This is a genomic window from Cellulomonas gilvus ATCC 13127, assembly GCF_000218545.1.
GTDB classification, from domain to species: Bacteria; Actinomycetota; Actinomycetes; order Actinomycetales; family Cellulomonadaceae; genus Cellulomonas; species Cellulomonas gilvus.
The window spans coordinates 2,921,849-2,947,337 of the sequence record NC_015671.1 but is presented as its reverse complement, the minus strand read 5'-3'; the positions used below and the strand labels follow the sequence as shown (position 1 = coordinate 2,947,337).

The window sequence follows — 25,489 nt, the reverse complement described above, 5'->3', positions numbered from 1 at the left end:
TCGCCCGACCATGGTACGTCGCACACCCGTGCGCACCACCGGCGAGCCGTCACGCGGACAGCGGTGCGCGGTGCACCTCGGCCGCGACCACGCGCGGTCCCTTGGCCGTCTGCGCGACGTGCGCGACGAGCACCTGCGCGGGGTGCAGGAACGGGTCACCCACCGGCAGTGCGCCGACCACGGACCGCCGCGCGTGCTGCGCGAGCGTGTCGATCACGGTGGGCAGCACGGGCCGGTGGGTGCACAGCAGCGAGTCGCCGGGCCACTGCAGCAGCTGGTGCACCAGCGCGGCGACGCGCGCCGGCGACGCGGCGTGGCCGGCCTCCGAGAGCACGTCGGCGGTCTCGGTGGGCACCTGCGCGAGCGCGCCGTACGGCTGCACCGTGTCCACGCAGCGCTGCCACGGGCTGGTGACCACGCGCGCGGCGCCGAACGCCGAGACGACCGGGACCAGGTGCTGCGCCTGGAGCCGGCCCGCGGGCGTCAACGGACGCGAGGCCTCACCTTCGGTCCAGGCCGCACGACGACGAGCGGTGCCGTGCCGCACGACGACGAGCGCGCGCGTGTCCAGCCGACCCTTGGCGTGCGCGGCGACGAGCGAGACGAGCGGCGCACGGTCCGCCGCTCGCGTCAGCCGCGCCGCCGCGGCCTCGACGTCGAACCAGCGGACGTGGTCGATCTCGTCACGCGACGCGCGCGGGACGGGCGGGCGCGCACGCAGCGCGGCGGCGTCCACCCGGCCGGCCACCTGCGCGGCCCAGTAGTGCACGCGCTTGGTCCGGCCGTCGGACATCGGGTACTCGAGCGGGGGCAGCGGTGCGCCGAGCACCACATCGTCCCCGGTCTCCTCGGCCACCTCGCGCCACGCCGCGGCGACCACGGACTCACCCGGGTCGAGCTTGCCCTTGGGCCACGACCAGTCGTCGTACCGCGGCCGGTGCACCAGCGCGACCTGCAGCCGGCCCGTGCGGACGCGCCACACCAGGGCGCCGGCCGCCTCGACGACGACCGGCCGCGCGGTCGAGCTCACCGAGCCGATCCCGGGCGCCGGCGCTGGCGGGCGATGAGCACCGACTGGAGGTCCACGAGCGGCTCGCCGTCGGGTGTGTGCGCGGTGCGCGACCACGTGCCGTCGGACGCGAGGTCCCAGGCGGCGGTCGTGGGCGCCATCGACTCGTCGATCAGCTCGACCAGCTCCGCCACCTGGTCCGGGTCCGCGACACGCACGAGCGCCTCGACGCGGCGGTCCAGGTTGCGGTGCATGAGGTCGGCCGAGCCGAACAGGACGTCGGGGCCCGTGAAGCCGTCCTCCGGGCCGGGCTCGGAGTGCGCGAACGCGAAGATGCGCGAGTGCTCGAGGAACCGGCCCAGGATCGAGCGCGCGCGGATGTTCTCGCTCAGGCCCGGCACGCCGGGCTGCAGCGCGCAGATGCCGCGCACCACCAGGTCCACCGGGACGCCCGCCTGGCTCGCGCGGTACAGCGCGTCGATCGTGGCCTCGTCGACCATCGAGTTGACCTTGATCTTGATCCACGCGGGCCGGCCCGCGCGTGCCGCGTCCGCCTCGCGCTCGATCCGCTCGATCAGGCCCGCGCGGACCGAACGCGGTGCGACGAGCAGGCGGTGGAAGCGGCTCTTGGGCGCGTAGCCCGACAGCTGGTTGAACAGCCGGGTCAGGTCCTGGCCCACGTCCGGGTCGCTGGTCAGCAGGCCCAGGTCCGTGTAGAGCCGCGCGGTCTTCGGGTGGTAGTTGCCGGTGCCCACGTGCGAGTACCGGCGCAGCCCGTCGGGCTCCTGGCGCACGACGAGGCTGAGCTTGCAGTGCGTCTTGAGCCCGACGATGCCGTACACCACGTGCACGCCCGCCTGCTCGAGCTTGCGGGCCCAGGAGATGTTGTTCTGCTCGTCGAACCGGGCCTTGATCTCGACGAGCGCGAGGACCTGCTTGCCCGCCTCGGCGGCGTCGATGAGCGCGTCGACGATCGGCGAGTCGCCCGACGTCCGGTACAGCGTCTGCTTGATCGCGAGCACGTGCGGGTCGGCCGCGGCCTGCTCGAGGAACGTCTGCACGCTCGTCGAGAACGAGTCGTACGGGTGGTGCAGCAGGATGTCGCGCTCGCGGATCTTGGCGAACACGTCGGTCGGTGTGGCCGACTCGACCTCCGCGAGCTGGCGGTGCGTCGTCGGGACGAACCGGGGGAACTGCAGCGCGGCCCGGTCCAGGTCGGCGATCACGTTGAGGCCCGTCGCGTCCAGCGGTGCGGGCAGCGTGTAGACCTCCTCCTCCGCCATGCCGAGCTCGCGGATCAGGAGCGTGCGGATGCGCGGGCTGATGGTGTCCGCGATCTCGAGGCGCACGGGCGGCCCGAACCGGCGGCGCAGCAGCTCCTTCTCCATGGCCTTGAGGAGGTTCTCGGCGTCGTCCTCCTCGACCTCCACGTCCTCGTTGCGCGTCACGCGGAACGTGTGGTGCTCGCGCACCTCCATGCCGGGGAACAGGTGGTCCAGGTGCTCGGAGATGACGTCCTCGACGGGCACGAAGCTCGTCGGACCCTTCTCCACGGACGCGGTCTGCTCGTCGGGCGCCGAGGGGCGGCCGCGCGCGTCCACCGCGATGAACCGGGGGAGCAGCGGCGGCACCTTGACGCGCGCGAAGTGCTCCTTGCCCGTGGCGGGGTTCACGACGACCACGGCGAGGTTGAGCGACAGGCCCGAGATGTACGGGAAGGGGTGGGCCGGGTCCACCGCGAGCGGCGTCAGCACCGGGAAGATCTGCCGGCGGAAGAACTTGCGCAGCCGGTCCTGCTCGGACTCGCCCAGGTCCTGCCAGCGCACCAGCGTGATGCCCTCGGCCGCGAGCGCGGGCTGCACCTGCTCGGCGAACACGCGCGCGTGACGGTCCATCAGCGCGTGCGTGCGCTCGCTGATCGCGTCGAGCACCTGACGCGGGCTCAGCCCGGACGCCGCCGTGACGGCGATGCCCGTGGCGATGCGCCGCTTGAGGCCCGCGACCCGCACCATGAAGAACTCGTCCAGGTTCGAGGCGAAGATCGCCAGGAACCGCACGCGCTCCAGCAACGGCTGGTCCGCGTCCTCAGCGAGCTCGAGCACGCGCTGGTTGAACGCGAGCCAGGACAGCTCGCGGTCCAGGAAGCGGTCGTCCGGGAGCGGCTCGAGATCGGCTCGCGGGGTGGGCTGCTCGGGCTCGGCCACGTGCTCCGCGATGTGGGCGGCGAGCTCGGCGTCCAGGGTGGGCACGTCGGTCATGGGGCCATCGTGGCACCGTGAGGTGAACCGGGGGTATCGGAGCCGAACATCACGTCGACCGCGCTGCGCTCGAACCCGACGCGGCGGTACGTCCGAATCGCGACCTCGTTCTCCGCGCCCGTGTACAGGATGACCTCCTGCATCCCCGCGGCCGCCAGGTACGCCAGGCCGCGGTCGGTCAGCGCGCCGCCGAGGCCCAGGCCCTGCGCGTCCGGGTCGACGCCGACGACGTAGATCTCCCCGACCGGTCGGTCGCCCAGCTCGCCCGCCGCGTGCACCTTGGTCCACACCGAGCCGAGCAGCAGCCCCTCGCGCTCCGCGAGCAGGAACCCCGCGGGGTCGAACCACGGCTCGGCCTCCCGTGCGCGCAGGTCGGCGCTGGTCATGCGGCCCTGCTCCGGGTGGTGGGCGAACGCGCGCGAGTTGACGCGCCGCCACGCCTCCTCGTCCTCGCCCGGCACGAACGGGCGGACCGTGACGTGGGGCGGCAGCGGGCGCGGCGCGGACAGCGGGTGACGGCCCAGGTCCAGGCGCATCCGCCACAGCTCACGGACCACGGGCATCCGGGTGCTGGCCGCGAACGCGCGGGCCGCGGGCAGCGCGCCGTGCGCCCACACCCGCAGCGTCCGGCCCGGCTCCCGCGCGGCGGTCGCGTGCGCGGCCTCGAGCAGCGCGCTCGCCACGCCCTCGCGCCTCGCCGCGGGGTGGACGACGAGCTCGGCCGGGGCCGTCGTCACTGCACCCACGTCCACCTGTGCGTAGCCCGCCAGGTTCCCGTCGCCCCGGTGCGCCAGCAGGTGCTCGACGCGCGCCTCCGGGTCCTGCAGCCACAGCAGCGGCTGCTCGGAGATCGGCGCGATCCCGTCCGCCGCCGTCGCATCCGCGGCGAGCCGCCGCACCGCGTCCGCGGCCTCCGCGTCGAGCGGTCCGCGGCGTGCGTCCACGGCGACCTGGGCCCTCGTCGGCTCGACCATCCGGCCATCCCATCACGCCGGGCACCCGCGCGGCACGTGCTCACCCGACCGGGCGACAGTTCACCCGTTGCGGTCGCCGCCCGGGTGCTCGCGACCGGGGTCGGCGACCGGGCCTCGTCGGGCGTTCGCCGCATACCGGGCGCCACGTGTGTGGGCCTTGTCGAGGAACGTCCGCGGGCCGGTCCGGGCCTGGGGCGAGCGGTGCCTCGTGCCGTACGTTGGACCGGCCATGGAGCAGACCCCCGACCCTCGTGATCACGGTCGAGGGACCCCTGACGCGGCCCCGCCCAGCGGGTCCGGGACCGCGTCCGCGCGGCCCTCGGGTCAGCCGGGTGTGCCCCTGGACGCGGTGGACGTCGCGACCCGCGCGCTGCCCGTGCAGCGCGCCGCCCGGAGCGCCACGCCGCCCGCGCGGGCTCACGTGACGTCCGACGACGAGCGCCCGGCGCCCGACGAGGTACCCACGCAGCGCGTCACGCGCCGCGAGACCCGGCGCACGCTACGCGCGGCCGACCGCGCCGCCGAGGCGGCCCGGGACGCGACCGTCCCCGACACCGCTGCACCCGACACCGCTGCACCCGACACCGCTGCACCTGGCACCGCTGGTCCCGCGCCGGACCGCGCGCCGCGGACCGGTCAGTCCGCGGCCGGGTCCGGGCGCCGCGCGCGTCGGGCGCGGGCCGTGGAGCCGGCGTCGTCGGGTGCCGGTCCCGGCGACGCGCCCGCTCCGGGCGATGCGGACCACGCCGAGGACGGACCCGCGGCACCTCCCGTGAGCCGGTCACGCCGCCGCCGCGCGGCCACCGCGGGCAAGCCGGAGCGCGCGGCGGGGGCCCCGGACGGCGTGCTGGTGGACGTCGTCGTGATCGGTGCCGGGCAGGCGGGCCTGTCGGCGGCCTACCACCTCCGCAAGGCCGGGCTCGTGCCGGTGGGTGACCGCGGGTGGGAGGACGCCGCAGCGACGTTCGTGGTGCTCGACGACGCGCCGGCGCCCGGGGGTGCGTGGCAGCACCGGGCGCCCGGGCTGCGCGTGATGGACGCGCACGGCGTGCACGACCTGCCGGGCATGCCGCTGCTGGTCCCGGACCCGGCCGAGAGCGCGGCGCGCGCGGTGCCCTACTACTTCGCGCAGTACGAGGAGGCGTTCGGCCTGCACGTGCAGCGGCCCGTGACCGTGACGCGTGTCGAGGACGCCGGTGAGCGCCTGACCGTGACGTCGCACCTGGTGGACGCGCCCGAGACGACGGTGCGGTGGCACGCGCGCGGGCTGGTCAACGCGAGCGGGACCTGGCGCAAGCCGTTCTGGCCCGCCTACCCCGGGCGTGAGGTCTTCACGGGCCGTCAGCTCCACTCGCGTGACGTGCGGGAACCTGCCGAGCTCGCCGACGGGCACGTCGTCGTGGTGGGCGGCGGGACGTCCGCGGTGCAGCTGCTGCTGGCGCTCGCGCGCGTGACCACGACCACGTGGGTCACGCGCCGCCCGCCGCTGTGGCGGGACGGGCAGTTCACGCCCGAGGTCGGGCGGGCCGCGGTCGCGCTGGTCGACGAGCGCACGCGTGCGGGGCTGCCGCCGGGGTCGATCGTGTCCGTGACCGGGCTGCCGCTCACGGACGAGTACCGCGCGGGCATCGCGGCCGGTGTGCTGCGCGCGCGGCCCCCGTTCTCGCGCCTCACGCCCGACGGCGTCGCGTGGGACGGACCGCCGCGGTCGCACGACGCGGTGGACCCGGCCGCACCCGACGACGAGGCGCGGGCGCTCGGCGCCTGGGTGGACGGTCCCGACGAGGTCGTGGCCAGGACCGTGGTGTGGGCGACCGGCTACCGGCCCGCGCTCGACCACCTGACGCCCCTGCGCCTGCGCGCGAGCGGCGGCGGTGTGGTGATGGACGGCACGCGCGTGGTGGCCGACCCGCGTGTGCACCTGGTGGGGTACGGGCCGTCGGCATCGACGATCGGCGCGAACCGTGCGGGCCGGGACGCGGTCCGCACGCTGCTCGAGCACCTCACGCCGCCCGGCTGACCGGCACGGCACCGGCCCCCCGCTCCAGGGGGAGCGAGGGGCCGGTGGCAGGTTCGCGCGTCAGCGGCAGGTGACCGCCGGCGGCGTGGTGGGGGCCGCGCCCGAGCCGATGAAGCCGTACTCGGTGGTGGCGCCCGCGCCCAGTCCGCCGTTCCAGGCGGCGTTGGTCACGGTGACCGCGCTGGTGCCGCTGAACGTCCCGCCCCAACCCTGCTGGATCGTCGCGCCCGAGAGCGTGAAGGACGTCGACCACGACGAGACCGGCGTGGCGCCCGCCTTGACCGTCACCGCGCCCTGGAACCCGCCCGGCCAGGCGCCGACGACCCGGAACGTCGCGGTGCACGAGCCGGGTGCCGTGGTGGGCGTCGGCTCCGGCGTGGTCGGGGTCGCGGTGGGTGTGGGCGTGGGCGTGGGCGTCGGTGTGGGTGTGGGCGTGGGCGTCGGGTGCACGCCGCCGTAGACCTTCGCGGTGACCGCGGTCGCCTTGATGCCGTTGGCGCCGTCGAAGATCCGCGTGCCCCACGTGGTCTTCTGCGCGGGGTTGAACGCCGTCACCATGTCGAGGTACTCGACCCCGCCGCCGTTGCCGGACCAGGACCAGCCGTAGTAGCCCAGACCACGCGCGACGGCCTCGGCCATGATCGTGTCCTCGTCGGGGTTGCCGTCGGAGTGGTCGAAACCGAACTCGCCGATCACCAGCGGCAGACCCTTGGCCTTGAACGCGTCCAGGTAGGACCGGATCGTCGTCGCGTTGTTGTAGACGCCGTACATGTGGACGGAGAACAGGACGTTGCCGTCCGGGTCGCCCGCCGCGACCGTCTGGGCCTGGTCGCGCATGATTCCCGCCCAGTCCTGCCCCCACGACGGCGCGTCGATCACGATGTTGTGGTGCAGGCCCGCGGCGCGCAGCTTGGCGATCGCGGCCACGGAGTCCGCGGCCCACCCGGCGTTCGTCGTCGCGTTGTTGCCGTAGGGCTCGTTGCCGATGTTGATCTGGACGTAGTCCTCCTGGCCCTTGAGGGCCGAGGCGATGCTCACCCAGTAGTCGGCGGCCTTGTCCAGCGTGACGGCGCCCGACTGCTCGCCGTAGCCGGTGGTGTCGTGGTTCTCCAGCATGCAGATCAGCTGGTTGGCCTTGCACTGGTTGATGATGCTCGTGACGTCGGCGGCGTCGTTCTTGGTCCAGCGGTCACCGCCGGACAGCACCACGCGCAGCGCGTTGGCGCCCGCGGCGCGGATCGCCGGGATCGCGGTCGCGGTCTGCGACGTGTACCAGGTGTGGGCGTGGCTGACGCCGCGCGCCACGAACGGCGTCCCGTCCTTCTCCACGAGCTGCGTCCCGGAGACGTGCAGCCCGGGTGGTGTCGCGGCCGTGGCCGTGGAGGACAGTGCCGCGACGCCGAGCGCGGCGACGAGCGAGGCTGCTGCCGCGCTCGCGATCAGGGCAGGTCGACGAGACCTCATGAAACTTCCTCGTTCCTGAGCCTCGGAGGGCCTGTGCGCGCGGCACCCCGCTTCTCGATCTGGCCCGGTGTGGCCGGGCCGTGGCGACACCCGCGCGTCGGGCTGGGAGCGCGCGGGTGCGTACGCCGACGAGACAACCAGGCGTGCCGACGCCCGGCCACGCCCTAATCGTTTGCAGGAGGCCGGCGTCAGCCGTCCGACGAGGCCGCCGGGGTGGCCAGGCCGCGGGCGATCAGGTCCATGACCGAGGAGTCCGCGAGCGTCGTCGCGTCGCCCACCTGGCGGTGCTCGGCCACGTCCCGCAGCAGACGACGCATGATCTTGCCCGAGCGCGTCTTGGGCAGCTCGGGCACCACCAGCACCTGACGCGGCTTGGCGATCGGGCCGATCTCCTTGGCCACGTGGGCCCGCAGCTGCGCCTGGACGTCGTCGGGCGACGTGTCACCGACGCCCGCGTCGCCGCGCAGGATGACGAACGCGACCACCGCCTGACCCGTCGTCTCGTCGGCCGCGCCCACCACGGCCGCCTCCGCGACCCACGGGTGCGAGACCAGCGCGGACTCGATCTCGGTGGTCGACAGGCGGTGCCCCGACACGTTCATCACGTCGTCCACGCGACCCAGCAGCCAGATGTCGCCGTCGGCGTCCTTCTTGGCGCCGTCGCCCGCGAAGTACAGGTCCCGGAAGCGGGACCAGTACGTGTCCACGTAGCGCTGCCGGTCGCCCCAGATGCCGCGCAGCATCGACGGCCACGGCTCGGTCACCACCAGGTAGCCGCCCGAGCCGTTCGGGACCGGGTGGGCCTCGTCGTCGACGACGTCCGCGGCGATGCCCGGCAGTGCGACCTGCGCCGACCCGGGCTTCGTCTCCGTGACGCCCGGCAGCGGGCTGATCATGATCGCGCCCGTCTCGGTCTGCCACCACGTGTCGACGATCGGCGTGCGGTCGCCGCCGATCACGCGGCGGTACCACATCCACGCCTCGGGGTTGATGGGCTCGCCCACCGAGCCGAGCACGCGCAGGCTCGACAGGTCGAACGTCGCGGGGATCTCGTCGCCCCACTTCATGCACGTGCGGATCGCGGTGGGAGCCGTGTACAGGATCGACACCTTGTACTTCTCGACGATCTCCCACCACCGCCCGCGGTGCGGCGTGTCCGGGGTGCCCTCGTAGATCACCTGCGTCGCGCCGTTGAGCAGCGGGCCGTAGACGACGTACGTGTGCCCGGTGATCCAGCCGACGTCCGCCGTGCACCAGTACACGTCGGTCTCCGGCTTGAGGTCGAACACGTTGAGGTGCGTGTACGCCGCCTGCGTCAGGTACCCGCCCGTGGTGTGGAAGATGCCCTTGGGCTTCCCCGTGGTGCCCGAGGTGTAGAGGATGAACAGCGGGTGCTCGGCCTCCACCTCGACCGGCTCGTGCTCGTCGGACGCGGCGTCGACCACGTCCGACCACCACACGTCGCGCCCGTCGGTCCACTCGACGTCCTGCCCCGTGCGCCGGACCACCAGGACGTGCTCGACCGTCGTCGGACCCTTGGCCAGCGCCTCGTCGACCGCGGGCTTGAGCGCGGACGGTGCGCCACGCCGGAAGCCGCCGTCCGCGGTCACCACGAGCCGCGCCTCCGCGTCGAGGATGCGGCTGTGCAGGGCCTCGGCGGAGAAGCCGCCGAACACCACCGAGTGCGGCGCGCCGATCCGCGCGCACGCGAGCATCGTGATCACGGCCTCCGGGATCAGCGGCAGGTAGATCGCCACGCGATCGCCGGTCGCCACGCCGAGCGCCGTCAGCGCGTTCGCCGCCTTGGAGACCTCGCGCTGCAGGTCGGCGTACGTGAGCGTGCGCGTGTCGCCCGCCTCGCCCTCGAAGTGCAGCGCGACGCGGTCACCCCGCCCGGCCGCCACGTGCCGGTCCACCGCGTTGTAGGCGGCGTTGAGCCGGCCGTCGGCGAACCAGCGGGCCACGGGGGCGTCCGACCAGTCGAGCACCTGCTCGAACGGCGTGCTCCACGTGATCAGCTCACGTGCCTGCTCGGCCCAGAAGGCCGGACGGTCGGCGTTGGCCCACGAGTACAGGTCGCCGTGCGCGTTGGCCTGGGCGACGAACTCGGCGGACGGGGCGAAGCGGCGATCCTCGGAGAGCAGGTTCTCCAGGCCACCGGCGGTCGGGTCGGACACGCGATCCTCCTGTGCAGCGACGTCGATGCAGAGGCGGGACCAAGGTCCCCCCGACTCGGAACCCTAGTCGTCCCGGGGGTCCGGAACCTCCCGAAGTCGCGAGGCAGTCACGGCGTGCCGTCCGTGCGCGGACGACGAGGGTGCGGTCAGGGCACGGCGGATCAGCGGTGGCGCTCGCGGAACGCCCCCAGGCGGACACCGCGCCGGTGGGCGAGCACCGCGACCAGGCCGGCGATCAGGACCAGGAAGCCCGCGACGATCAATGTGCCCGACGTTCCCGCGACCGTGACCTGCGTGACCGTGGTGCGCCAGCCGTCCGAGTCCACGACGCGCAGCGTCTGGCTGCGCGCGATCCCCGGTGCGATGAGGGCGAACCCGCCGATCACCCCGACCACCAGACCGCCCGTGATCGGCGCCGCGGGCGTCCACACCGCCAGGATCGCGACCCAGCCGAGAGCGAGGAGCCCGAGCCCCACCAGCACGATGCCCGTGACGTCGAGCGACGCGTCCCAGCCGGGCGCCTGCTCGGCCAGGATGCGCGACTGCCCGAGCAGCAGCACGCCCGCGGCCAGCGGCGCGAGCAGCAGGCCGACCAGCGCACCGAGCACGTGCGTGCCCCACGTCGTGGTGCGCGGCGCGTTCGGCGCGGGGAACAGCTCCGGCTTCTGGTCGGGCCGGGGGTCGGTCTCCACGGGCTCGGGCGCCGGGTGCACGGCGGTCTGCTCCGCCGTGGGCGTCGGCGTGGGCGATGCCGTCGCGGGCGCCGTGGCTGCGGCGACCGGCCGGCGCACAGGTACCTCGGCGCGCGCGGGAGTGGCCGCCACCACGGGGTCCGGCGCCGCGGCGGGCACGGCCGTGGTGTCCGTCGTCGCCGGGACGGGCGTCTGTGGCGCCGTGGCGTCCGGGCGCGCCGGAGGCGGCGGCACCGGGGCCGGGCGGACCACCGCGTGCTTGCCCGTGTCCACGGCGGGCTCCGTGGCCGGGGGTGCGGGGACGGGCTCGGCCACCGGGGGAGCAGCGGGCCCGGACTCGTCGGCCCGTGCCGTCTCGTCGGTGCGGCCGGGCGTGTCGTCGGAGGTGCTCATCGCCGTCCCCTCGGTGCCGGGGTGGCGCGCTGCGTGCGCCACCGCTCCGGTCACCGTAGGACGGGCTGCTCCGGTGCGCTGGCTGCCGACGGCGTGTCGGCCGTCACGCGCGGCGCCGGGACCTCGACGGACGCGTCTACCGCTGCGGCGGCGGGCTCGTCGGGAAGCGTCGCATGAAGGGTCTCGGAGAGGGTCTCCGTGAGCGTCGGGTGCGCGGCGCGCGGGCGGTAGGCGTAGGCCGCGCCCACGAGAACGGCGCCGCCGATCGTGTTGCCCAGCCCGACCGCGAGCACGTTCCGCGCGAACTCGGCCGCGGTGGCCTCGGGCAGCCCGCCGAGCACGCCCAGCCAGAACGTCGTCATGTTCGCGACGACGTGCTCGAAACCCGAGGTGATGAACACCATGACGCACGCGAAGATCGCCGCGATCTTGGCGCCCTCGCTGCGAAGGCGCGTCGAGCACCACACCGCGAGGCAGACCAGCAGGTTGCACAGGATGCCGCGCACGACGAGCTGCAGCGTCGTCTCCTGCGACTTGTGCTCGATCATCCCGGCGATCGTGTCGCCCGCCGCGGTGCCGGGGGCCACGATGCCCGACGTGTGCACCAGGACCGCGAACACCAGCGCGCCCAGGAGGTTGCCCGCGAGCACCGCGAGCAGCGTCAGGCCCGCGCGGCCCCAGCCGATGCGACCGCGCATGGCGCCCTGGGTCAGCATCATCATCGCGGACGTGGCCAGCTCGGCACCCGCGACCACGACGATGGTCAGCGCCACGCCGAACACCAGGCCGTTGACGAGCGGCGCGAACGGGGAGCCCGCCTGCACCAGCGGCCCGCCGGCGGTGACCATGATGACCACGCCGATGCCGATGTAGGCGCCCGCCAGCATGGTCCGGACCAGGAACAGCCACGGGGTCCGCAGCAGGTCCACCTTGTGGACGGCCGCGTCGACCTGTGTCTCGACGCCTTCCTCGATGCTCAGCACCCGACCAGGCTCGCGCACACACGTGTCCAGGTCGTGGGACGAAAGGCTGGCCCGGGAACACGCGCGCCGGGGCGTACGGTTCGCACGGGCGTGACCCACCTGTTCTCGCCCCTCACGCTGCGCGGCACCACGTTCACCAACCGGGCCTGGCTCGCGCCCATGTGCCAGTACTCGTCGGTCGACGGGTTCGTCGACGACTGGCACCTCGTGCACCTGGGCGCACGTGCGTCGGGCGGGTTCGGGCTGCTGCTGACCGAGGCGGCCGCGGTGCTGCCCGAGGGGCGGATCACGCCGCAGGACGCCGGGCTGTGGTCCGACGAGCACGCGACCGCGTGGCGTCGCGTCACCGACTTCGTGCACGCGCGCGGCACGCGCGTCGGCGTGCAGCTGGCGCACGCCGGCCGCAAGGCGTCCGTGCACCGGCCGTTCTCGTCATCCACCGGCTCGATCGCGCCCTCCGAGGGCGGCTGGACCACCGTGGCGCCCTCGCCGGTGGCGTTCCCCGAGCTCGCGGCACCCGCGCAGCTGACCACCGAGCAGGTCGCGGCCGTCCCCGCGGCGTTCGCGGCGGCCGCCCGCCGTGCGGTGGCGGCGGGGTTCGACGTCGTCGAGGTGCACGCCGCGCACGGCTACCTGCTGCACCAGTTCCTGTCGCCCCTGTCCAACCAGCGCACCGACGAGTACGGCGGCTCGCCCGAGGGCCGCGCACGCCTGCTCGTCGAGACCGTCGACGCCGTGCGCGCCGCGTGGCCCGACGACCGCCCGCTGCTGGTGCGCGTCTCCGCGACCGACTGGACGCCCGGTGGGCTCGAGGTCGACGACGTCGCGCACGTGGCCGCGAGCCTGGCGGCGCACGGGGTCGACCTGGTGGACGTGTCCACCGGCGGCAACGCGCTCGCCGCGATCCCCGTGGAGCGCGGCTACCAGGTGCCCGCCGCCCGCCGTGTGCGCGAGGTGTCCGGGCTGCCGGTCGCGGCAGTCGGCATCCTCGAGGACCCGTCGCTCGCCGAGCAGGTGCTCGCCGACGGGTCCGCGGACGCGGTGCTCGTCGGCCGTGGTGCGCTGCGCGACCCGCACTGGCCGCTGCGCGCCGCCGCCGAGCTCGGGGTACGACTGGGTGAGCTGCCCGTCACGCCCGAGCCCGCCGCGGACGTGCCGCTCGAGCGCGTGGCGACCACCGGCTACCAGCCCCAGTACGTGCGCGGCGCCTTCCGCTGACGCTCAGGCCTGCTCGTGCGCGGCCGCGGCGACCGCCGCCGCGACGCGCGTGGTCACCTCGGGGTTGAACACGCTCGGGATGATGTAGGTCGGGTTGAGCTCGTCGGGCCGCACCACCGCCGCGAGCGCGCCCGCGGCCGCGAGCAGCATCTCGTCGGTGATGCGGTGGCTCTGCGCGTCGAGCAGGCCGCGGAAGACCCCCGGGAACGCGAGCACGTTGTTGATCTGGTTCGCGAAGTCCGAGCGACCCGTCCCCACGACGGCCGCGTGCTGGGCCGCGTCGTCCGGGTCCACCTCGGGGCGCGGGTTCGCGAGCGCGAACACGATCGAGTCCGGGGCCATCGTGGCGACGTCCCGGCCCGTGATCACGTCCGGCGCGGACACCCCGATGAAGACGTCCGCACCCGCCAGCGCGTCCGGGATGGACCCGGTCACGCCTCGCGGGTTGGTCACCGCGGCGGTCCACTGCAGCGACGGTGAGAGGCCGGGCCGGTCGGGGTGGACGACGCCGTCGACGTCCGCGACCACCACGTCGTCGGCGCCCGCCGCGAGCAGCAGGCGCAGCACCGCGGTGCCCGCGGCCCCCGCGCCCGAGAGCACGATCCGCACGTCCTCGATGCGCTTGTCCACCACCTGCAGCGCGTTGGTGAGCGCCGCGACCACGACGATCGCGGTGCCGTGCTGGTCGTCGTGGAACACCGGGATGTCCAGCCGCTCGCGCAGCCGCCGCTCGACCTCGAAGCAGCGCGGTGCGGAGATGTCCTCGAGATTGATCCCCGCGAACACCGGCGCGATCGCGCACACCGTCTCGACGATGCGGTCCACGTCCGTGGTGTCCAGCGCGATCGGGAACGCGTCGATGCCCGCGAACTGCTTGAACAGCACCGCCTTGCCCTCCATGACGGGCAGCGCCGCGAGCGGGCCCACGTCGCCCAGGCCGAGCACCGCGGTGCCGTCCGTGACCACCGCGATCGTGTTGCGCTTGATGGTCAGGCGGCGTGCGTCGTCCGGGTGCGCCGCGATCGCCTCGCTGATCCGCGCGACGCCCGGCGTGTAGGCCATGGACAGGTCGTCGCGCGTGCGCAGCGGGACCTTGGAGCGGATCTCCAGCTTGCCGCCGAGGTGCATGAGGAACGTGCGGTCGCTCACGCGGTCCACGCGCACGCCCGAGAGCCCGCCCAGGTCCTCGACGATCTGCGCCGCGTGCTCCTCGCCGAGCGTCGCGCACGTGACGTCCACCTGCATCTGCTCGTGCTCGGAGGCGGTGACGTCGAGCGCGGTGACGATCCCGCCCGCGTGCTCGATCGCCGTGGTCAGCTCGCTGACCGCGGTGGGCCGTGCGGCGACGTGCAGCCGGACGGTGATGGACGACGACACGCTGGGCCCGGCCATGGCGTCAGTGTGCCCCCCGGGCCGCCGACGCGCCGCTGGTCCGTGCGCGCCGCCGGTCTGGGTGCGCCGCGGGGTCCGTGCGCGGCGCGGGTCCGGGCGCGCCGTCGCGGTCGGTAGCGTCGGGGGCGTGGACGACGTGCTGGCCGGCTGGGTCGAGATCGCCGCGGACGGCGTCGAGCGCGCGCGTGCGGCGTGCGCCGAGCTGCGCTGGCACGAGGCGTACCGGCGCCGGTGGCGCGAGGTCCGCGCCGAGGCCGGGGTACGCGCCGCACAGGCGAGCGCGGGCCTCGAGGGGGCGCGGCTGCCGCTCGAGCTCGCACGCGGGTACGCCACCGGGACCGCGGCGGCTCCTGGCCCGGCCGCGCCCACGTCCGCCGAGCCGCCCGCCGGGCCCGAGGCGGTGCTCGCCGGGGCCGTGCGCGGGGCAGCGTTCGCCGAGCGCCTCATGCCCGATCTGGGGGGGCGCGAGGGCGCGGCGCTGCCGCCGTTGCCCCAGCTGCTGGCCCGCGCGCACACGCTCGTCGGCGCCGGCTGGCTCGCACCCGACGCGCTGGGCCGGCTGCGCACCACCGAGCCAGCGCGCGACGTGACCGGGCTGGGTCCCGCACCCCTCGGGCGTGAGGTCGCGGCGCGCGTGGACCTGCTCGCCCGGACGGTCGCGACGAGCGGCGCACCCGCGCTCGTCGTCGCGGCGCTGGTGCACGCCGAGATCCTGGCGGTCCGGCCGTTCGTGGCGGGCAACGGCCTGGTCGCGCGGCTCGCGTTCCGGGTCATGGTCACCGCGGGCGGGCTGGACCCGACCGGCTCGGTGCTCCCGGAGGTCGCGTGGGCGGCCGCGCCGCAGCAGTACGTCGCGGCCGCGGCGGGTTATGCCACCGGCCGGCCGGAGGGCGTGGCGCGCTGGCTCACCGCCTGCTCGGACGCGGTGGTCGCGGGTGCGGCCGAGGCGCGTCGCGTGGCCGACGGCGTCCTGACGGCCACGCTCCCGACCTGACCTTCTGCGGCGTGGGTGCGGGCGCGAGACGGCGGCGCGGCGGGGACGCGAGACGGCGGCGCCCCTGGGGGACGCCGCCGTTCGTCTGCGGACGCGAGGGTGATCAAGCGTGCATCTCTACGGTTCGCTACGGGACCAGCCCGGTCGACCTGCCCGAAGGTGGGCTACACCTGCGCGTGGGTGCCCTCGCGGCTCTGCAGTTGTGAGCCCTGTGTACCGCCGATCGCGCGTGACGGATAGGGGAGCGGGCGTCGTCCCAGGTCGAGGACCGGGGTGATGTCACATGGCGGACGGCCGGTCTGCCATCCGGACGGTCAGGCGGACCGGCGCCGGTGCCGCCGCACGGCCCACCACGCCACGAGCGCGCCCGCGGCCAGCGCGGCGAGCACGCCGGTGGTCACGCGCGCCTCGCGGTCGAACTCGAACAGCGGCACGGGCCGGCGGAAGGTGAGCACCTCCCAGCCGCTCTGCTCGGCCAGGCGCCGCAGGCCGCGGTCGGGGTTGACCGCGAAGCCGTGGCCCACCACGCCGAGCATGGGTGCGTCGGTGATCGAGTCGGAGTACGCGTAGCTCGCCGTGAGGTCGTAGCCGTGCTGGTCGGCGAGGTCACGGACCGCCTGCGCCTTGTTCTCGCCGTATGCGTAGAAGTCGATCTCTCCGGTGTACCGCCCGTCCACCACGGTCATCCGCGTCGCCACGACGTGGTCCGCGCCGAGGATCGCGGCGATGGGACCGACGATCTCGCTCCCGGACGCCGAGACGATGACCACGTCGCGGCCCGCCGCGTGGTGCTCCTGGATGAGGGTGACCGCCTCGGCGTAGACGGTGGGGTCGATCGCCTCGTGCAGCGTCTCGGCGACGATCTGCGAGACCTGCGAGACCGGCCAGCCCGTGACGGTGCGCGACAGGTTGGCGCGCAGCCGTTCGGTCTGCACCTCGTCCGCGCCGCCGACCAGGTACAGGAACTGCGCGACCGCGGTGCGCAGCACGTTCCGCTTGGTGAGCAGGCCCTGCGCGAGGAACCCGCGCGAGAACGCGGTGGCCGACGACGTCGCGATGATCGTCTTGTCCAGGTCGAAGAACGCCGCCGCACGCGGCTGCTCGTCGGGCACGGGCGTCCCCTCTCGTCGGACCGTGGGCCTGCCCGCGAGCGTAGCGACCGACGCCGACAGCCCGGCGGACCGCGCCGGCCGGCCGACCCCAGCCCGCGCACCGGGCCGGACGTCCACGGCGGGCGTGGCAGCTCCTCCGCGTGCGGTCGCCGCGCGGGAAGGTCCGGACCGCGGTGCGGACGCGGCCGGCGGCGAGCGGAGGTGGAGCGGTGGCGAGGGGCACGGGGGGACGTCGGACGACGGCCGCCCCGCTCGACGGGTTCGTCGGCGGGAGCGGGGCCGCAGGCGGGGGCGGCCGGGCGACGGTGATCGGGGTCGTGGGTGGCCGTGGCGGTGCGGGCGCCTCGACGTTCGCGGCGGCACTCGCCGCGCGGTTCGCGCGGAGCACCGCGACCGCGCTCGTGGACCTCGACCGATCGTCGGCCGGCGTGGACGTGCTCCTGGCGCTCGAGGACGCGGACGGCGTGCGCTGGCCCGACCTGGCGGGCGCGCGTGGCGACGTCGACGGGACGCAGGTGGTCGCGCTGCTGCCCCGGTGGGGTCCGTGCGCTGTGCTCAGCGCCGACCGGCTGCGACCCGCGCCGCCCGAACCCGCCGTGGTCAGCGACGTCCTGCACGCCCTGACCGGCGTGTGCGGCGTGCTGGTGCTGGACCTGGACCGGTCGGGCGTGGTCAGCGGCGAGTCCGTCGCCGCGGCGTGCGACGTGCTCGTCGTGGTGGCGCCGCGGGACCTGCGGACCGTCGCGGGTGTGCTCGCGCTGCGTCCGCAGCTCGTGGGACACGGCGCGCCCACCGGAGTGGTGGCGGCGGGGCCCGCGCCCGGTGGACTGGGTGCGGCCGAGCTGGCGCAGGCCGTCGACCTGCCGCTGCTCGGCCGGTTGCCCGTGGACCGGCGGACCGCGGCGGCGTCGGAGCGCGGCGGGCTGCCCCTCACGGGTGGTGTCGCGCGTGCCGCCGCCCGCGTCGCCCGCGAGCTGGTGCGGGAGCTGCGGTGAGCGTGGTCGCGGGTCACGGCGTCGACGACGCGTTCGTCGACGCCGTACGCGAGCGTGCGCGGGGGCTGGGACCGGCGTCCGACGACGCGTGGCTCCGGCTCGTGGTGGACGTCGCACGCGCGCGCGGCGCGGTGCTCGGCTCGGCGGCGCTCGCGGCGACGGCGCGGCGGGTCCGGGCGGCGATCGTCGGGGCCGGCCCGCTGCAGGCGCTGCTCGAGGACCCGCTGGTCACCGACGTCCTGGTGAACGGGCCGCGGGACGTCTGGGTGGAGCGCGACGGGCGGCTGGTGCGCACGGGCGTGGACCTGGGCTCCGACGAGGACGTGCGTGCGCTCGCGGTCCGGCTCGCGGCCGCGGGCGGTCAGCGCCTCGACGACGCCGCGCCCACGGCCGATGCGCGCCTGCCCGACGGGACCCGGCTGCATGCCGTCCTGCCCCCGGTCGCGGGTGCGGGCACGTTGCTGAGCCTGCGCGTGGTGCGCACGCGTGCGCTGTCCGTCGGGGAGCTGGTCGCGTCCGGCACGCTCGCACCCGGCGTGGTGCCGGTGGTGCGGGACCTGGTCGAGCGTCGCGCGAACCTGCTGGTCTCGGGCGCCACCGGATCGGGCAAGACCACGCTGCTGGCGGCGCTGCTGTCCTGGGTGGGCCACGACGAGCGGATCGTGGTGATCGAGGAGGCGGGCGAGCTCATGCCCGCGCACCCCCACGTGGTGCGGCTGCTGGCCCGCCGCGCGAACGTCGACGGCGCGGGACGCGTGGATCTCGCCGAGCTGGTCCGGCAGGCGCTGCGCATGCGACCCGACCGGATCGTGCTGGGCGAGTGCCGGGGCGCCGAGGTGCGCGAGGTCATGGCGGCCCTCAACACCGGCCACGACGGTGGCTGCGCGACCGTGCACGCCAACACCGCGGCGGACGTGCCCGCGCGGCTCGAGGCGCTCGCCGCGCTGGCCGGGCTGAGCCGGGACGCGGTGGCCGCGCAGGCCGCGGCCGCGTTCGACGCGGTGCTCCACCTGCGCCGCGACGGACCGGGGCGCGGACGGCGGTTCCTCGCCGAGATCGGTGTGGTGCGCCGCGGCCCGGGCGGCCTCGAGGTGCACCCCGCGCTGACCGTGTCGGCGGCGGGCGCGGTGGAGCGGGGGCCGGGCTGGGCGCGTCTGATCGGCGCGGGGCCGTGAGCCTGCTCGTCGGCCTCGCGGGTGCCGTCGTGGTCGCCGCGTGCGCGGGCCCCCGCGGGCGCAGGCTTCCCACGCGGGCGACGACGGTCGTAGGCCGGCGGGACCGGGCGGCCGGCGTCGAGCTGGGTGCCGCGCTCGTGGCCGTCGCGGCGGAGCTGCGTGCGGGGCGCGCACCGGACCAGGCGTGGTCGGCGGTGCTGGGACGGCCGGTGCGGGACGCGCCCGACGTCCCGATGCTCGTCGCGGCGTGTGGGCCCGCGCGTCCGGGGCGCGGACGGTCCGCGCGGCGTCGTCGGGCGGCGCGGGATGCCGAGCGGGCCGCGGCCGTGGTGGCGGCGACTGCGACCGCGCGCGAGCTCGGTGCACCGCTCGCGGGTGTGCTCAACCGCGTCGCCGAGGCGCTGGTCCAGGACGCCGAGGAGCGCGACGAGGTGGCGGCCGCGCTCGCAGGCCCGCGCGCGACCGCGCGGGTGCTCGCCGGTCTGCCGCTGCTCGGGCTCGCGCTCGGTGCGCTGCTGGGCGCGGACCCCGTGGGCGTGCTGCTCGGCGGCGGCCTCGGGACCACGAGCGGCGTGGCGGGTGCGGGCCTCCTGCTGCTGGGGCGCAGATGGACCGCACGCCTGCTCGCGCGCGCCGAGCGGCCCACGCCCGCCCGATGAGCGGCGCCCTGCTGGCCGCGGCGGCCGTCGTGGTGAGCGCGCCGTGGTGGCTGCACCGCGACGTCCGCACGCCGCGGCGGCGAGATCCCGCCACGCGTGCGGCGGTCCCGGTCGACGGTGTGCTGCTCCTCGACCTCGTGGACGCGGCGCTCGGGGCGGGTGCGTCGGTGCCGCGCTCGCTCGAGGCCGTGGGGACCGCGGTCGGCGGGCCGGACGGGCACGCGCTCGCGGCCGCGGGGGCGGCACTGGTGCTGGGTGCCTCCTGGAGCGCGGCGTGGGCGGGTGCTCCCGAGCGCGTGCGAGAGGTGCGGGACGCCCTCGAGCCGGCGTGGGTCGGCGGTGCGGCCCCGGGTCCGGCGCTGCGCTCGCGGGCCGCCGCGGCGCGGCGCGAGCGGCGACGCCGGGCGCGCACCGCGGGCGGCGCGCTGGGCGTGCACCTGGTGCTCCCGCTCGGCCTGTGCTTCCTGCCCGCGTTCGTGCTGCTGGGCCTCGCGCCGCTGGTGCTCGGCCTGGCGGGCGACCTCGTCGGCGTCCTGCCGTGACGGCGGCTCCACGTCGGCCCGACCACAGCCCGGGCCGGCGCCGGTGGCACTCCCCGTGCACGGTCGTCGCCCGACGCCGGACGGGGCGCCGTGGCGACAGTGGGCGCGCGCCGGATGGCCGGCGTGGCCGTCCCACGGGCGGTGACGACGAGGGAGCCGGCCCCGGCCGGTGGGAGGGAGCGAGCATGACGACCGAGTGCGAGACCGGAGAGCCCCGCGACGCGGACCAGGCGGCGGCCGACGACGCGGACGGCACGATGCGACGCCACGCGTGCGTCCCGGCGCGGGGGTGGGTGCCCCGTCGGGTGGCGCGGCGCGTCGCGGCGGCGGGACGCGACGCGGGCATGGCCACCGCGGAGTACGCGATCGCGACGCTGGCCGCGGTCGGCTTCGCGGGGCTGCTGGTGGTGATCCTCAAGGGCAACGAGGTCAGGGGTCTGCTGCTGGGCATCGTCAAGCAGGCGCTCTCGCTGTGACCGGCGGTGGGCGGGCCGGACGGGGTGATCGCGGCGCGGTCACCGCGGAGCTCGCGGTCGGCCTGCCCGCCGTGGTCCTGCTGGTGCTCGCGGTGCTGGGCGTAGGCGTGGCGGGCGTGCAGCACATGCGCTGCGCCGAGGCGGCACGCACGGCGGCGCGTATCGCCGCGCTCGGGGAGCCGGACGGCGAGGCGGTGGCGGCGGCGCACCGGGTCGCGGGTGGCGGCGCGCACGTCTCGGTGACGCGTGACGACCGCTGGGTCACGGTCACCGTCACCGCGGGGCTGCCCGTGGGCGCGCTGGGTGACGCGGTGACGGTCGAGGGTCGTGCGGTCGCGTGGGTGGAGCCGTGACCCATCCGGGCCAGCCGTGGCGCACCGCGGGCGGGCGGGCCGGCACGCGGTGGGACGACCGCGGCGCGGGAACGGTGCTGCTGCTCGCGGTCGTGCTCGTCGCGCTGCTGGCCGCCGCGGGCGTGGGTGCCGTCGCGACCGCGCACGCGGCCCGGGGCCGTGCCCAGGCCGCCGCGGACCTGGCGGCGCTCGCGGGTGCGACGACGCTGCGGCACACGCACGACGCCGAGCAGGCGTGCGCGCGGGCGGACCAGGCCGCGCAGCGCAACGGCGCCGAGCTGCGCGCGTGCGACGCCACGGGAGCGGGCGTCGTGGAGGTGGCGGTCACGGTGCCGCACGCGCTCGGGGGAGGCGCGGTCGCGCACGCGCGCGCGGGACCGCGACGTGCGTGACCCGAGGCATGAACCGCGACCCCGCCCGACCGGCCACGCCACCCGGGCCGTCGCGCGCATCGGGTGGCCGGGCCCGACGCGCGCGCGGTCCGCCGGTGCGCGGTCAGCGGGCCACGTCGCGGCGGCGGAAGCCCACGAGGCCGACCGTCAGGAGGGCAGCGGTCACGAGCGCGAGCCAGCCGAGCCCGGTCCAGTCCGGATCCGGTCCGGCGACCTGGGGGACGTGCCAGAACGGGCTGATCCCCAGGACCCAGTCGTCCAGGCCGAAGGTCGGGCCGAGCAGCGTCAGGACGAAGGACACGAGCACGCCCGCCCAGGCCGCGAGCGCGGCAGCCGGCCGCGCGCCCACCACCGCGGCGGACAGCGCGACCACGGCCCAGACCGCCGGCGCGGTCGCCACGGCCTGCGTGAACGCGTCCCCGAACGAGATGCCGATGTCGGCCCCGGCCGCGAGCGTCGCGACGACCGTCCCCGCGACGAGCAGCAGGACCGTGGGCAGCGCGAGCGCGACGCCGATGTGCGCGGCGAGGTAGCGCGTCCGGGTGACGGCGCCCGCGAGCACCGGCTCGACGCGGTCGGACAGCTCCTCCGCACGGACCCGGAGCATCACCTGCACCCCGGAGACGGTCGCGAGGATCCCGATGAGGCTGAGGACGGTGCGCAGGAACGCCGCGGTGAGCTGGGCGGGGGTGACCGCCCCGGCGGCCAGGATCTGCTGGACGCCGGAGTCGGCGCGCAGGATGTCCTGGACCGACGTCGTGAAGTACCCGAAGACGACGCCGAGCATGACGAACGCGACGAGCCAGGTGAGCGCGGCGCCCCGCGTGAGGCGCGCCGCGAGGCGCCACGGCCCGCGCGTGGTCCCGCGCGCGGGCCCGGGGCGAGGGGCGATGGTGCCCTGCCCGTAGTCGCGCCGGGCCTGGAGCGCGAACGCCACCGTGACCAGGACGATCACGAGCGCGACGGTGAGCAGCAGCGGTGCCCAGTGGTCCCCGCTGGCGGGGTGGGTCTGCAGGGTCCAGCCGAGCGGGTTGGCCCACAGCGTCCACGCCGGCGCGTCGAGCGACGCGCAGAACCCGCGCAGCAGGAACAGCACGCCGAGCGTCCCGACGGCGAGCGAGCTCGCGGTCCGGGCGTCGGACCCCACCTGCACGGCGACCGCGGCGACGGCCGCGAACATCCAGCCGCTCGCGGTGAACGTCGCGCCCAGGAGCATCGAGGGGCCCCATGCGCCACCGCACGCCACCGTGAGGACGCCCGCGACGAGCCCCGCCGCGAACGACCCGACGAGCGCGACGCCGATCCCGGCCATGAGCCGGGACGAGCGGCCCAGGACGCCGGAGGCGAGCAGCTCGGCCTGGCCGGAGTCCTCCTGCGCACGCGTGGCGCGGACCACCGCGAAGATCGCCCCGAGGGCGACCAGGAAGCCGCCGAGCGCGAGCGAGCGCCACGCGTTGAACCCGTCCACCGTGGTCAGGTCGAACGCGGGGCCGAAGATCAGGCCGAGCGCGGGGTTGGCCCCGATCGCGGTCGCGAGCGCGAACCGGTCCGCCGCGGTCGGGAACACGAACGGGTAGATGAGCACCGAGCTCGCGGACAGCGCGGACGCGATCACCACCCAGGGGGCGAACAGGCGTCCGTCGTGGTGCAGCGTGGTGCGCAGCAACCGGCGCGTGCCGGTGAGGGGTGCGGCCACCGACGAGACGAGCGCGGTCATCGTGCGCCGCCGTCCCGGTCCGGGCCGGTCTCGTCGTCGTACAGGCGCAGGAACAGGCTCTCCAGGGACGGTGGCGCGACGGTGAGCGAGCGGAAGCCGCACGGTCCGAGCAGCGCCATCGCCTCGCCGATGCGGTCGGACTCGATGCTCGCGGTGAGGTTCAGCCCGGTGTCGTCGACGCGGACGTCATCGAGCGCCGCGAGGGCGGAGTCGTCCGGCCGCCGGTCGAGCGTCGCGTGCAGCGTGGTGCGGGTCCGGCCACGCAGGTCGGCGAGCGTCCCGGACTGCACGATCCGGCCGTCGCGGATGATGCTCAGCCGGTCGGCGAGCGTCTCGACCTCCGCAAGGATGTGGCTCGACAGCAGCACGGTGGTGCCCCGGGCGGTCGCCTCTGCGACGACCTCCTGGAACACGTTCTCCATGAGCGGGTCGAGGCCGGAGGTGGGCTCGTCGAGCACCAGGAGCTCGACGTCGGACGCGAGCGCCGCGACGATCGCGACCTTCTGCCGGTTGCCCTTCGAGTACTGGCGGCCCCGCTTCGTCGGGTCGAGCTCGAACCGCTCGAGCAGCTCGGCGCGCCGCCGCTCGTCGAGCCCGCCGCGGAGCGCACCCAGCAGGTCGATCGCCTCGCCGCCGGTCATCCCGGGCCACAGCGACACATCACCAGGCACGTACGCCAGGCGGCGGTGCAGCGCCACGACGTCGGCCCACGGGTCGGCGCCCAGCAGGCGGACCGTGCCGCCGTCGGCCCTGAGCAGCCCGAGGAGCACGCGGATGGTCGTGGACTTGCCCGCGCCGTTCGGCCCCAGGAACCCGTGCACCTGGCCGCGCTCGACCGTGAGGTCCAGGCCGCGCAGCGCCTGGAACCGGCCGAAGGACTTGGTGAGGCCCTGGACCTCGATGACGGGTTCGTGCGGGTGGGGCGTGCTCATGGCGGGTTCCTGACGCGCGACGTCGGCCCGGGACCGGGCCCTCGGCCAGTTAACTCCACACCCGTGGAACTCCACAAGTGTGGAATAGTCGTCGCATGACGGAGTCGCCACGGAGACGGCCGACCGGGCGCCGCCCCGGGGACAGCGGGACGAGGGACGCGATCCTCGACGCCGCGCTCACGCTGTTCGCCGAGCGCGGGTACGAGGGGGCGTCCGTGCGCGCCATCGCGGCCGCCGCGGGCGTCGACTCGGCGCTCCTCCGGCACTTCTTCACCGACAAGCCGACGCTGTTCACCACGGTCGTGGCGGACCGCACGGCGATCCCGGGACGGATCGGGGCGGCGATCGGCTCTGCCGCCGCGGGGGCGGGCTGGGCGGCCGCGGACGCCTATCTGCGCCTGTGGGAGTCCGACGAGACGCGCCCGGTGCTGCTGAGCCTGGTGCGCTCGGCCGCGACCTCGCCGGCGGCGGCGCAGATGCTGCGCGAGACGCTCTTCTCCCGGGTCCTGGCGCAGTCCGGCGTGCCGTCCGAGAACGTCGTCCGGCTCGCACTGGCCGGCACGCACCTGCTGGGCATCGCCGTGGCGCGGCACGTGGTGCTGCTGCCGCCCCTCGTCGACCTGACGCTCGAGGAGCTCGTGGCCCAGGTGGGCCCGACGATCCACCGCTACCTCACGGGCACGCACCTGGACCCACCCGCGCCGCAGGAGCCGGGCGCCTAGTCGAGCCAGCCGCGGTAGAGGTCGGTGCCGCCGTCGAGGACGCGCAGGGCCTGCCAGCGCTGGGCCCACGCGCCGCGAGCGTGGCTGGGTGCCCACGGCGCGACGCGCAGCTCGAGCGGGATCAGCGGGTCGTCGCGCATCGCGCGGTCGAGCGCGTCGGCGAGCCGCAGCTGCCGCACCGGGACGGGGGCGCCGTCGTCCGCGTCGTCCTCGGCCAGCGCCCGCGTCACGGCGGCGTACGCCGCGACGACCGCCGCCGCGGGCCACAGCTGCTCGGCCAGCGCCTGGGGCTCGGTGGTGCCGCGCACGTCGAGGTGCGTCGCGACGGCCGTCGCGGTCGCACCGCGGGCGGCCGCGGGCAGCACGTCGCTCAGGTCGTGCGGACTGACGTACAGACTCGTCGCGACGGGCGCCGCACCGGACGCCAGGAGCTCGCGACGCAGGGCGTCCCGGACGGCGCGGTCCCGCTCGGGCACCGTGAGGGCGATCAGGTGCCACCGCCCGTCCCATGGCGCCTGTCCCGCGTCCTGCGCGAGCGCGAGGGCGAGGCCCACGCGGTCCCGGGCGAGGCGGGCCCGACCGGCAGCCGTCAGCTCGACGCTGCCGGCCCGCCCGCGCCCGCGCTGCTGCACGTCGCCCGCGGCGCACGCGCGCCGGATCGCGAGACGCAGGGGCTGGTCCTCGAGCCCGGCCAGGTTCGCGGTCTCGTACACGAGCGCGAGAGGGACGGGGCCGTCGGCGGGCAGGAGCGCCTCGAGCACGGTCCGCGGCGCGGGTGGCGTGCCGGTGGCGGGCGCCGCGGACCGGGAGCGGCGGGAGTGCGCGGGGGTGGCCACGGCG

The 25,489-nt window shown here is 75.8% G+C and carries 23 protein-coding genes; 11 read left to right on the top strand and 12 right to left on the bottom strand.

Annotated elements, in window-relative coordinates; genetic code table 11:
* Nucleotides 1-49: 49 nt before the first annotated feature.
* The 3 genes from CELGI_RS13325 to mshD are packed head-to-tail and all read right to left on the bottom strand — an operon-like array spanning nucleotide 50 to nucleotide 4,241.
* Complete coding sequence (locus tag CELGI_RS13325) at nucleotides 50-1,030, bottom strand: NUDIX hydrolase (RefSeq protein WP_013884657.1); 981 nt, start codon at nucleotides 1,028-1,030, stop codon at nucleotides 50-52.
* The gene (locus CELGI_RS13320) at nucleotides 1,027-3,267 is read right to left on the bottom strand and encodes an RNA degradosome polyphosphate kinase (RefSeq protein ID WP_013884656.1); all 2,241 of its coding nucleotides are present in this window, start codon (nucleotides 3,265-3,267) and stop codon (nucleotides 1,027-1,029) included. Before CELGI_RS13320 ends, CELGI_RS13325 begins: the two co-directional genes overlap by 4 nt.
* Entirely contained in the window at nucleotides 3,264-4,241 is a 978-nt protein-coding gene (gene mshD, locus CELGI_RS13315; RefSeq protein ID WP_013884655.1) for a mycothiol synthase, read from the bottom strand. Before mshD ends, CELGI_RS13320 begins: the two co-directional genes overlap by 4 nt.
* Before the next feature lie 334 nt (nucleotides 4,242-4,575).
* On the opposite strand from mshD, the gene CELGI_RS13310 reads away from it, so the two are divergent.
* The gene (locus CELGI_RS13310) at nucleotides 4,576-6,261 is read left to right on the top strand and encodes an NAD(P)-binding domain-containing protein (RefSeq protein WP_245528102.1); all 1,686 of its coding nucleotides are present in this window, start codon (nucleotides 4,576-4,578) and stop codon (nucleotides 6,259-6,261) included.
* Nucleotides 6,262-6,321: 60 nt separating this feature from the next.
* Here the strand turns inward: CELGI_RS13310 and CELGI_RS13305 are convergent, their stop codons facing one another.
* From CELGI_RS13305 to CELGI_RS13290, 4 genes are all read right to left on the bottom strand, one after another.
* A complete protein-coding gene (locus CELGI_RS13305; protein ID WP_013884653.1) occupies nucleotides 6,322-7,725 on the bottom strand; it encodes a cellulase family glycosylhydrolase in 1,404 nt (467 codons plus the stop codon).
* 188 nt (nucleotides 7,726-7,913) lie between these two features.
* Complete coding sequence (gene acs, locus CELGI_RS13300) at nucleotides 7,914-9,902, bottom strand: acetate--CoA ligase (RefSeq protein ID WP_013884652.1); 1,989 nt, start codon at nucleotides 9,900-9,902, stop codon at nucleotides 7,914-7,916.
* Between the two features lie 161 nt (nucleotides 9,903-10,063).
* A complete protein-coding gene (locus tag CELGI_RS13295; protein ID WP_013884651.1) occupies nucleotides 10,064-10,987 on the bottom strand; it encodes a hypothetical protein in 924 nt (307 codons plus the stop codon).
* Between the two features lie 50 nt (nucleotides 10,988-11,037).
* Nucleotides 11,038-11,970: a formate/nitrite transporter family protein gene (locus CELGI_RS13290; RefSeq protein WP_013884650.1), complete on the bottom strand. Its 933-nt coding sequence runs from the start codon at nucleotides 11,968-11,970 to the stop codon at nucleotides 11,038-11,040.
* 90 nt (nucleotides 11,971-12,060) lie between these two features.
* Here CELGI_RS13290 and CELGI_RS13285 point away from each other — a divergent pair, with 90 nt between their 5' ends.
* Nucleotides 12,061-13,188, top strand: coding sequence for an NADH:flavin oxidoreductase/NADH oxidase (locus tag CELGI_RS13285; RefSeq protein ID WP_013884649.1), 1,128 nt, complete (start codon nucleotides 12,061-12,063; stop codon nucleotides 13,186-13,188).
* A gap of 3 nt (nucleotides 13,189-13,191) precedes the next feature.
* Here CELGI_RS13285 and CELGI_RS13280 read toward each other — a convergent pair whose 3' ends face one another.
* Nucleotides 13,192-14,580: an NAD-dependent malic enzyme gene (locus CELGI_RS13280; RefSeq protein ID WP_013884648.1), complete on the bottom strand. Its 1,389-nt coding sequence runs from the start codon at nucleotides 14,578-14,580 to the stop codon at nucleotides 13,192-13,194.
* A gap of 127 nt (nucleotides 14,581-14,707) precedes the next feature.
* Between CELGI_RS13280 and CELGI_RS13275 the strand changes: the two genes are divergently transcribed.
* Nucleotides 14,708-15,574, top strand: coding sequence for a Fic family protein (locus tag CELGI_RS13275; RefSeq protein ID WP_245528101.1), 867 nt, complete (start codon nucleotides 14,708-14,710; stop codon nucleotides 15,572-15,574).
* Nucleotides 15,575-15,888: 314 nt separating this feature from the next.
* Here CELGI_RS13275 and CELGI_RS13270 read toward each other — a convergent pair whose 3' ends face one another.
* Entirely contained in the window at nucleotides 15,889-16,686 is a 798-nt protein-coding gene (locus CELGI_RS13270; protein ID WP_013884646.1) for an HAD family hydrolase, read from the bottom strand.
* Between the two features lie 209 nt (nucleotides 16,687-16,895).
* Between CELGI_RS13270 and ssd the strand changes: the two genes are divergently transcribed.
* From ssd to CELGI_RS13235, 7 genes are all read left to right on the top strand, one after another.
* The gene (gene ssd, locus CELGI_RS16950; protein ID WP_013884645.1) at nucleotides 16,896-17,681 is read left to right on the top strand and encodes a septum site-determining protein Ssd; all 786 of its coding nucleotides are present in this window, start codon (nucleotides 16,896-16,898) and stop codon (nucleotides 17,679-17,681) included.
* A complete protein-coding gene (locus CELGI_RS16945) occupies nucleotides 17,678-18,856 on the top strand; it encodes a TadA family conjugal transfer-associated ATPase (RefSeq protein WP_013884644.1) in 1,179 nt (392 codons plus the stop codon). The genes ssd and CELGI_RS16945 overlap by 4 nt, the downstream gene beginning before the upstream one ends.
* Complete coding sequence (locus CELGI_RS13255) at nucleotides 18,853-19,515, top strand: type II secretion system F family protein (protein WP_013884643.1); 663 nt, start codon at nucleotides 18,853-18,855, stop codon at nucleotides 19,513-19,515. Before CELGI_RS16945 ends, CELGI_RS13255 begins: the two co-directional genes overlap by 4 nt.
* A complete protein-coding gene (locus CELGI_RS13250) occupies nucleotides 19,512-20,057 on the top strand; it encodes a type II secretion system F family protein (protein ID WP_013884642.1) in 546 nt (181 codons plus the stop codon). The genes CELGI_RS13255 and CELGI_RS13250 overlap by 4 nt, the downstream gene beginning before the upstream one ends.
* Nucleotides 20,058-20,242: 185 nt before the next feature.
* Complete coding sequence (locus CELGI_RS13245) at nucleotides 20,243-20,533, top strand: DUF4244 domain-containing protein (RefSeq protein ID WP_013884641.1); 291 nt, start codon at nucleotides 20,243-20,245, stop codon at nucleotides 20,531-20,533.
* A complete protein-coding gene (locus CELGI_RS13240; RefSeq protein WP_013884640.1) occupies nucleotides 20,530-20,886 on the top strand; it encodes a TadE family type IV pilus minor pilin in 357 nt (118 codons plus the stop codon). Before CELGI_RS13245 ends, CELGI_RS13240 begins: the two co-directional genes overlap by 4 nt.
* Nucleotides 20,883-21,278, top strand: a complete 396-nt coding sequence (locus CELGI_RS13235; protein WP_013884639.1) for an Rv3654c family TadE-like protein — start codon at nucleotides 20,883-20,885, stop codon at nucleotides 21,276-21,278. Before CELGI_RS13240 ends, CELGI_RS13235 begins: the two co-directional genes overlap by 4 nt.
* Nucleotides 21,279-21,381: 103 nt before the next feature.
* Here CELGI_RS13235 and CELGI_RS13230 read toward each other — a convergent pair whose 3' ends face one another.
* The gene (locus tag CELGI_RS13230) at nucleotides 21,382-22,995 is read right to left on the bottom strand and encodes an ABC transporter permease (RefSeq protein WP_013884638.1); all 1,614 of its coding nucleotides are present in this window, start codon (nucleotides 22,993-22,995) and stop codon (nucleotides 21,382-21,384) included.
* Complete coding sequence (locus CELGI_RS13225; RefSeq protein WP_013884637.1) at nucleotides 22,992-23,927, bottom strand: ABC transporter ATP-binding protein; 936 nt, start codon at nucleotides 23,925-23,927, stop codon at nucleotides 22,992-22,994. Before CELGI_RS13225 ends, CELGI_RS13230 begins: the two co-directional genes overlap by 4 nt.
* A gap of 95 nt (nucleotides 23,928-24,022) precedes the next feature.
* Between CELGI_RS13225 and CELGI_RS13220 the strand changes: the two genes are divergently transcribed.
* Nucleotides 24,023-24,649 (top strand): TetR/AcrR family transcriptional regulator, encoded by a 627-nt coding sequence (locus tag CELGI_RS13220; RefSeq protein ID WP_013884636.1) that lies wholly within the window; start codon nucleotides 24,023-24,025, stop codon nucleotides 24,647-24,649.
* On the opposite strand, the gene CELGI_RS13215 is transcribed toward CELGI_RS13220, so the two are convergent.
* Nucleotides 24,646-25,485: a PaaX family transcriptional regulator gene (locus CELGI_RS13215; RefSeq protein WP_013884635.1), complete on the bottom strand. Its 840-nt coding sequence runs from the start codon at nucleotides 25,483-25,485 to the stop codon at nucleotides 24,646-24,648. The genes CELGI_RS13220 and CELGI_RS13215 overlap by 4 nt on opposite strands.
* Nucleotides 25,486-25,489: the final 4 nt, after the last annotated feature.

Excerpts from the sequence above, each read along its gene's own strand:
- CELGI_RS13305 (WP_013884653.1), bottom strand. The coding sequence starts at position 7,725 with ATGAGGTCTCGTCGACCTGCCCTGATCGCGAGCGCGGCAGCAGCCTCG.
- CELGI_RS13280 (WP_013884648.1), bottom strand. The coding sequence starts at position 14,580 with ATGGCCGGGCCCAGCGTGTCGTCGTCCATCACCGTCCGGCTGCACGTC.
- mshD (WP_013884655.1), bottom strand. The coding sequence starts at position 4,241 with ATGGTCGAGCCGACGAGGGCCCAGGTCGCCGTGGACGCACGCCGCGGA.
- CELGI_RS13295 (WP_013884651.1), bottom strand. The coding sequence starts at position 10,987 with ATGAGCACCTCCGACGACACGCCCGGCCGCACCGACGAGACGGCACGG.
- CELGI_RS13225 (WP_013884637.1), bottom strand. The coding sequence starts at position 23,927 with ATGAGCACGCCCCACCCGCACGAACCCGTCATCGAGGTCCAGGGCCTC.
- CELGI_RS13320 (WP_013884656.1), bottom strand. The coding sequence starts at position 3,267 with ATGACCGACGTGCCCACCCTGGACGCCGAGCTCGCCGCCCACATCGCG.
- CELGI_RS13230 (WP_013884638.1), bottom strand. The coding sequence starts at position 22,995 with ATGACCGCGCTCGTCTCGTCGGTGGCCGCACCCCTCACCGGCACGCGC.
- CELGI_RS13245 (WP_013884641.1), top strand. The coding sequence starts at position 20,243 with ATGACGACCGAGTGCGAGACCGGAGAGCCCCGCGACGCGGACCAGGCG.
- CELGI_RS13250 (WP_013884642.1), top strand. The coding sequence starts at position 19,512 with ATGAGCGGCGCCCTGCTGGCCGCGGCGGCCGTCGTGGTGAGCGCGCCG.
- CELGI_RS13220 (WP_013884636.1), top strand. The coding sequence starts at position 24,023 with ATGACGGAGTCGCCACGGAGACGGCCGACCGGGCGCCGCCCCGGGGAC.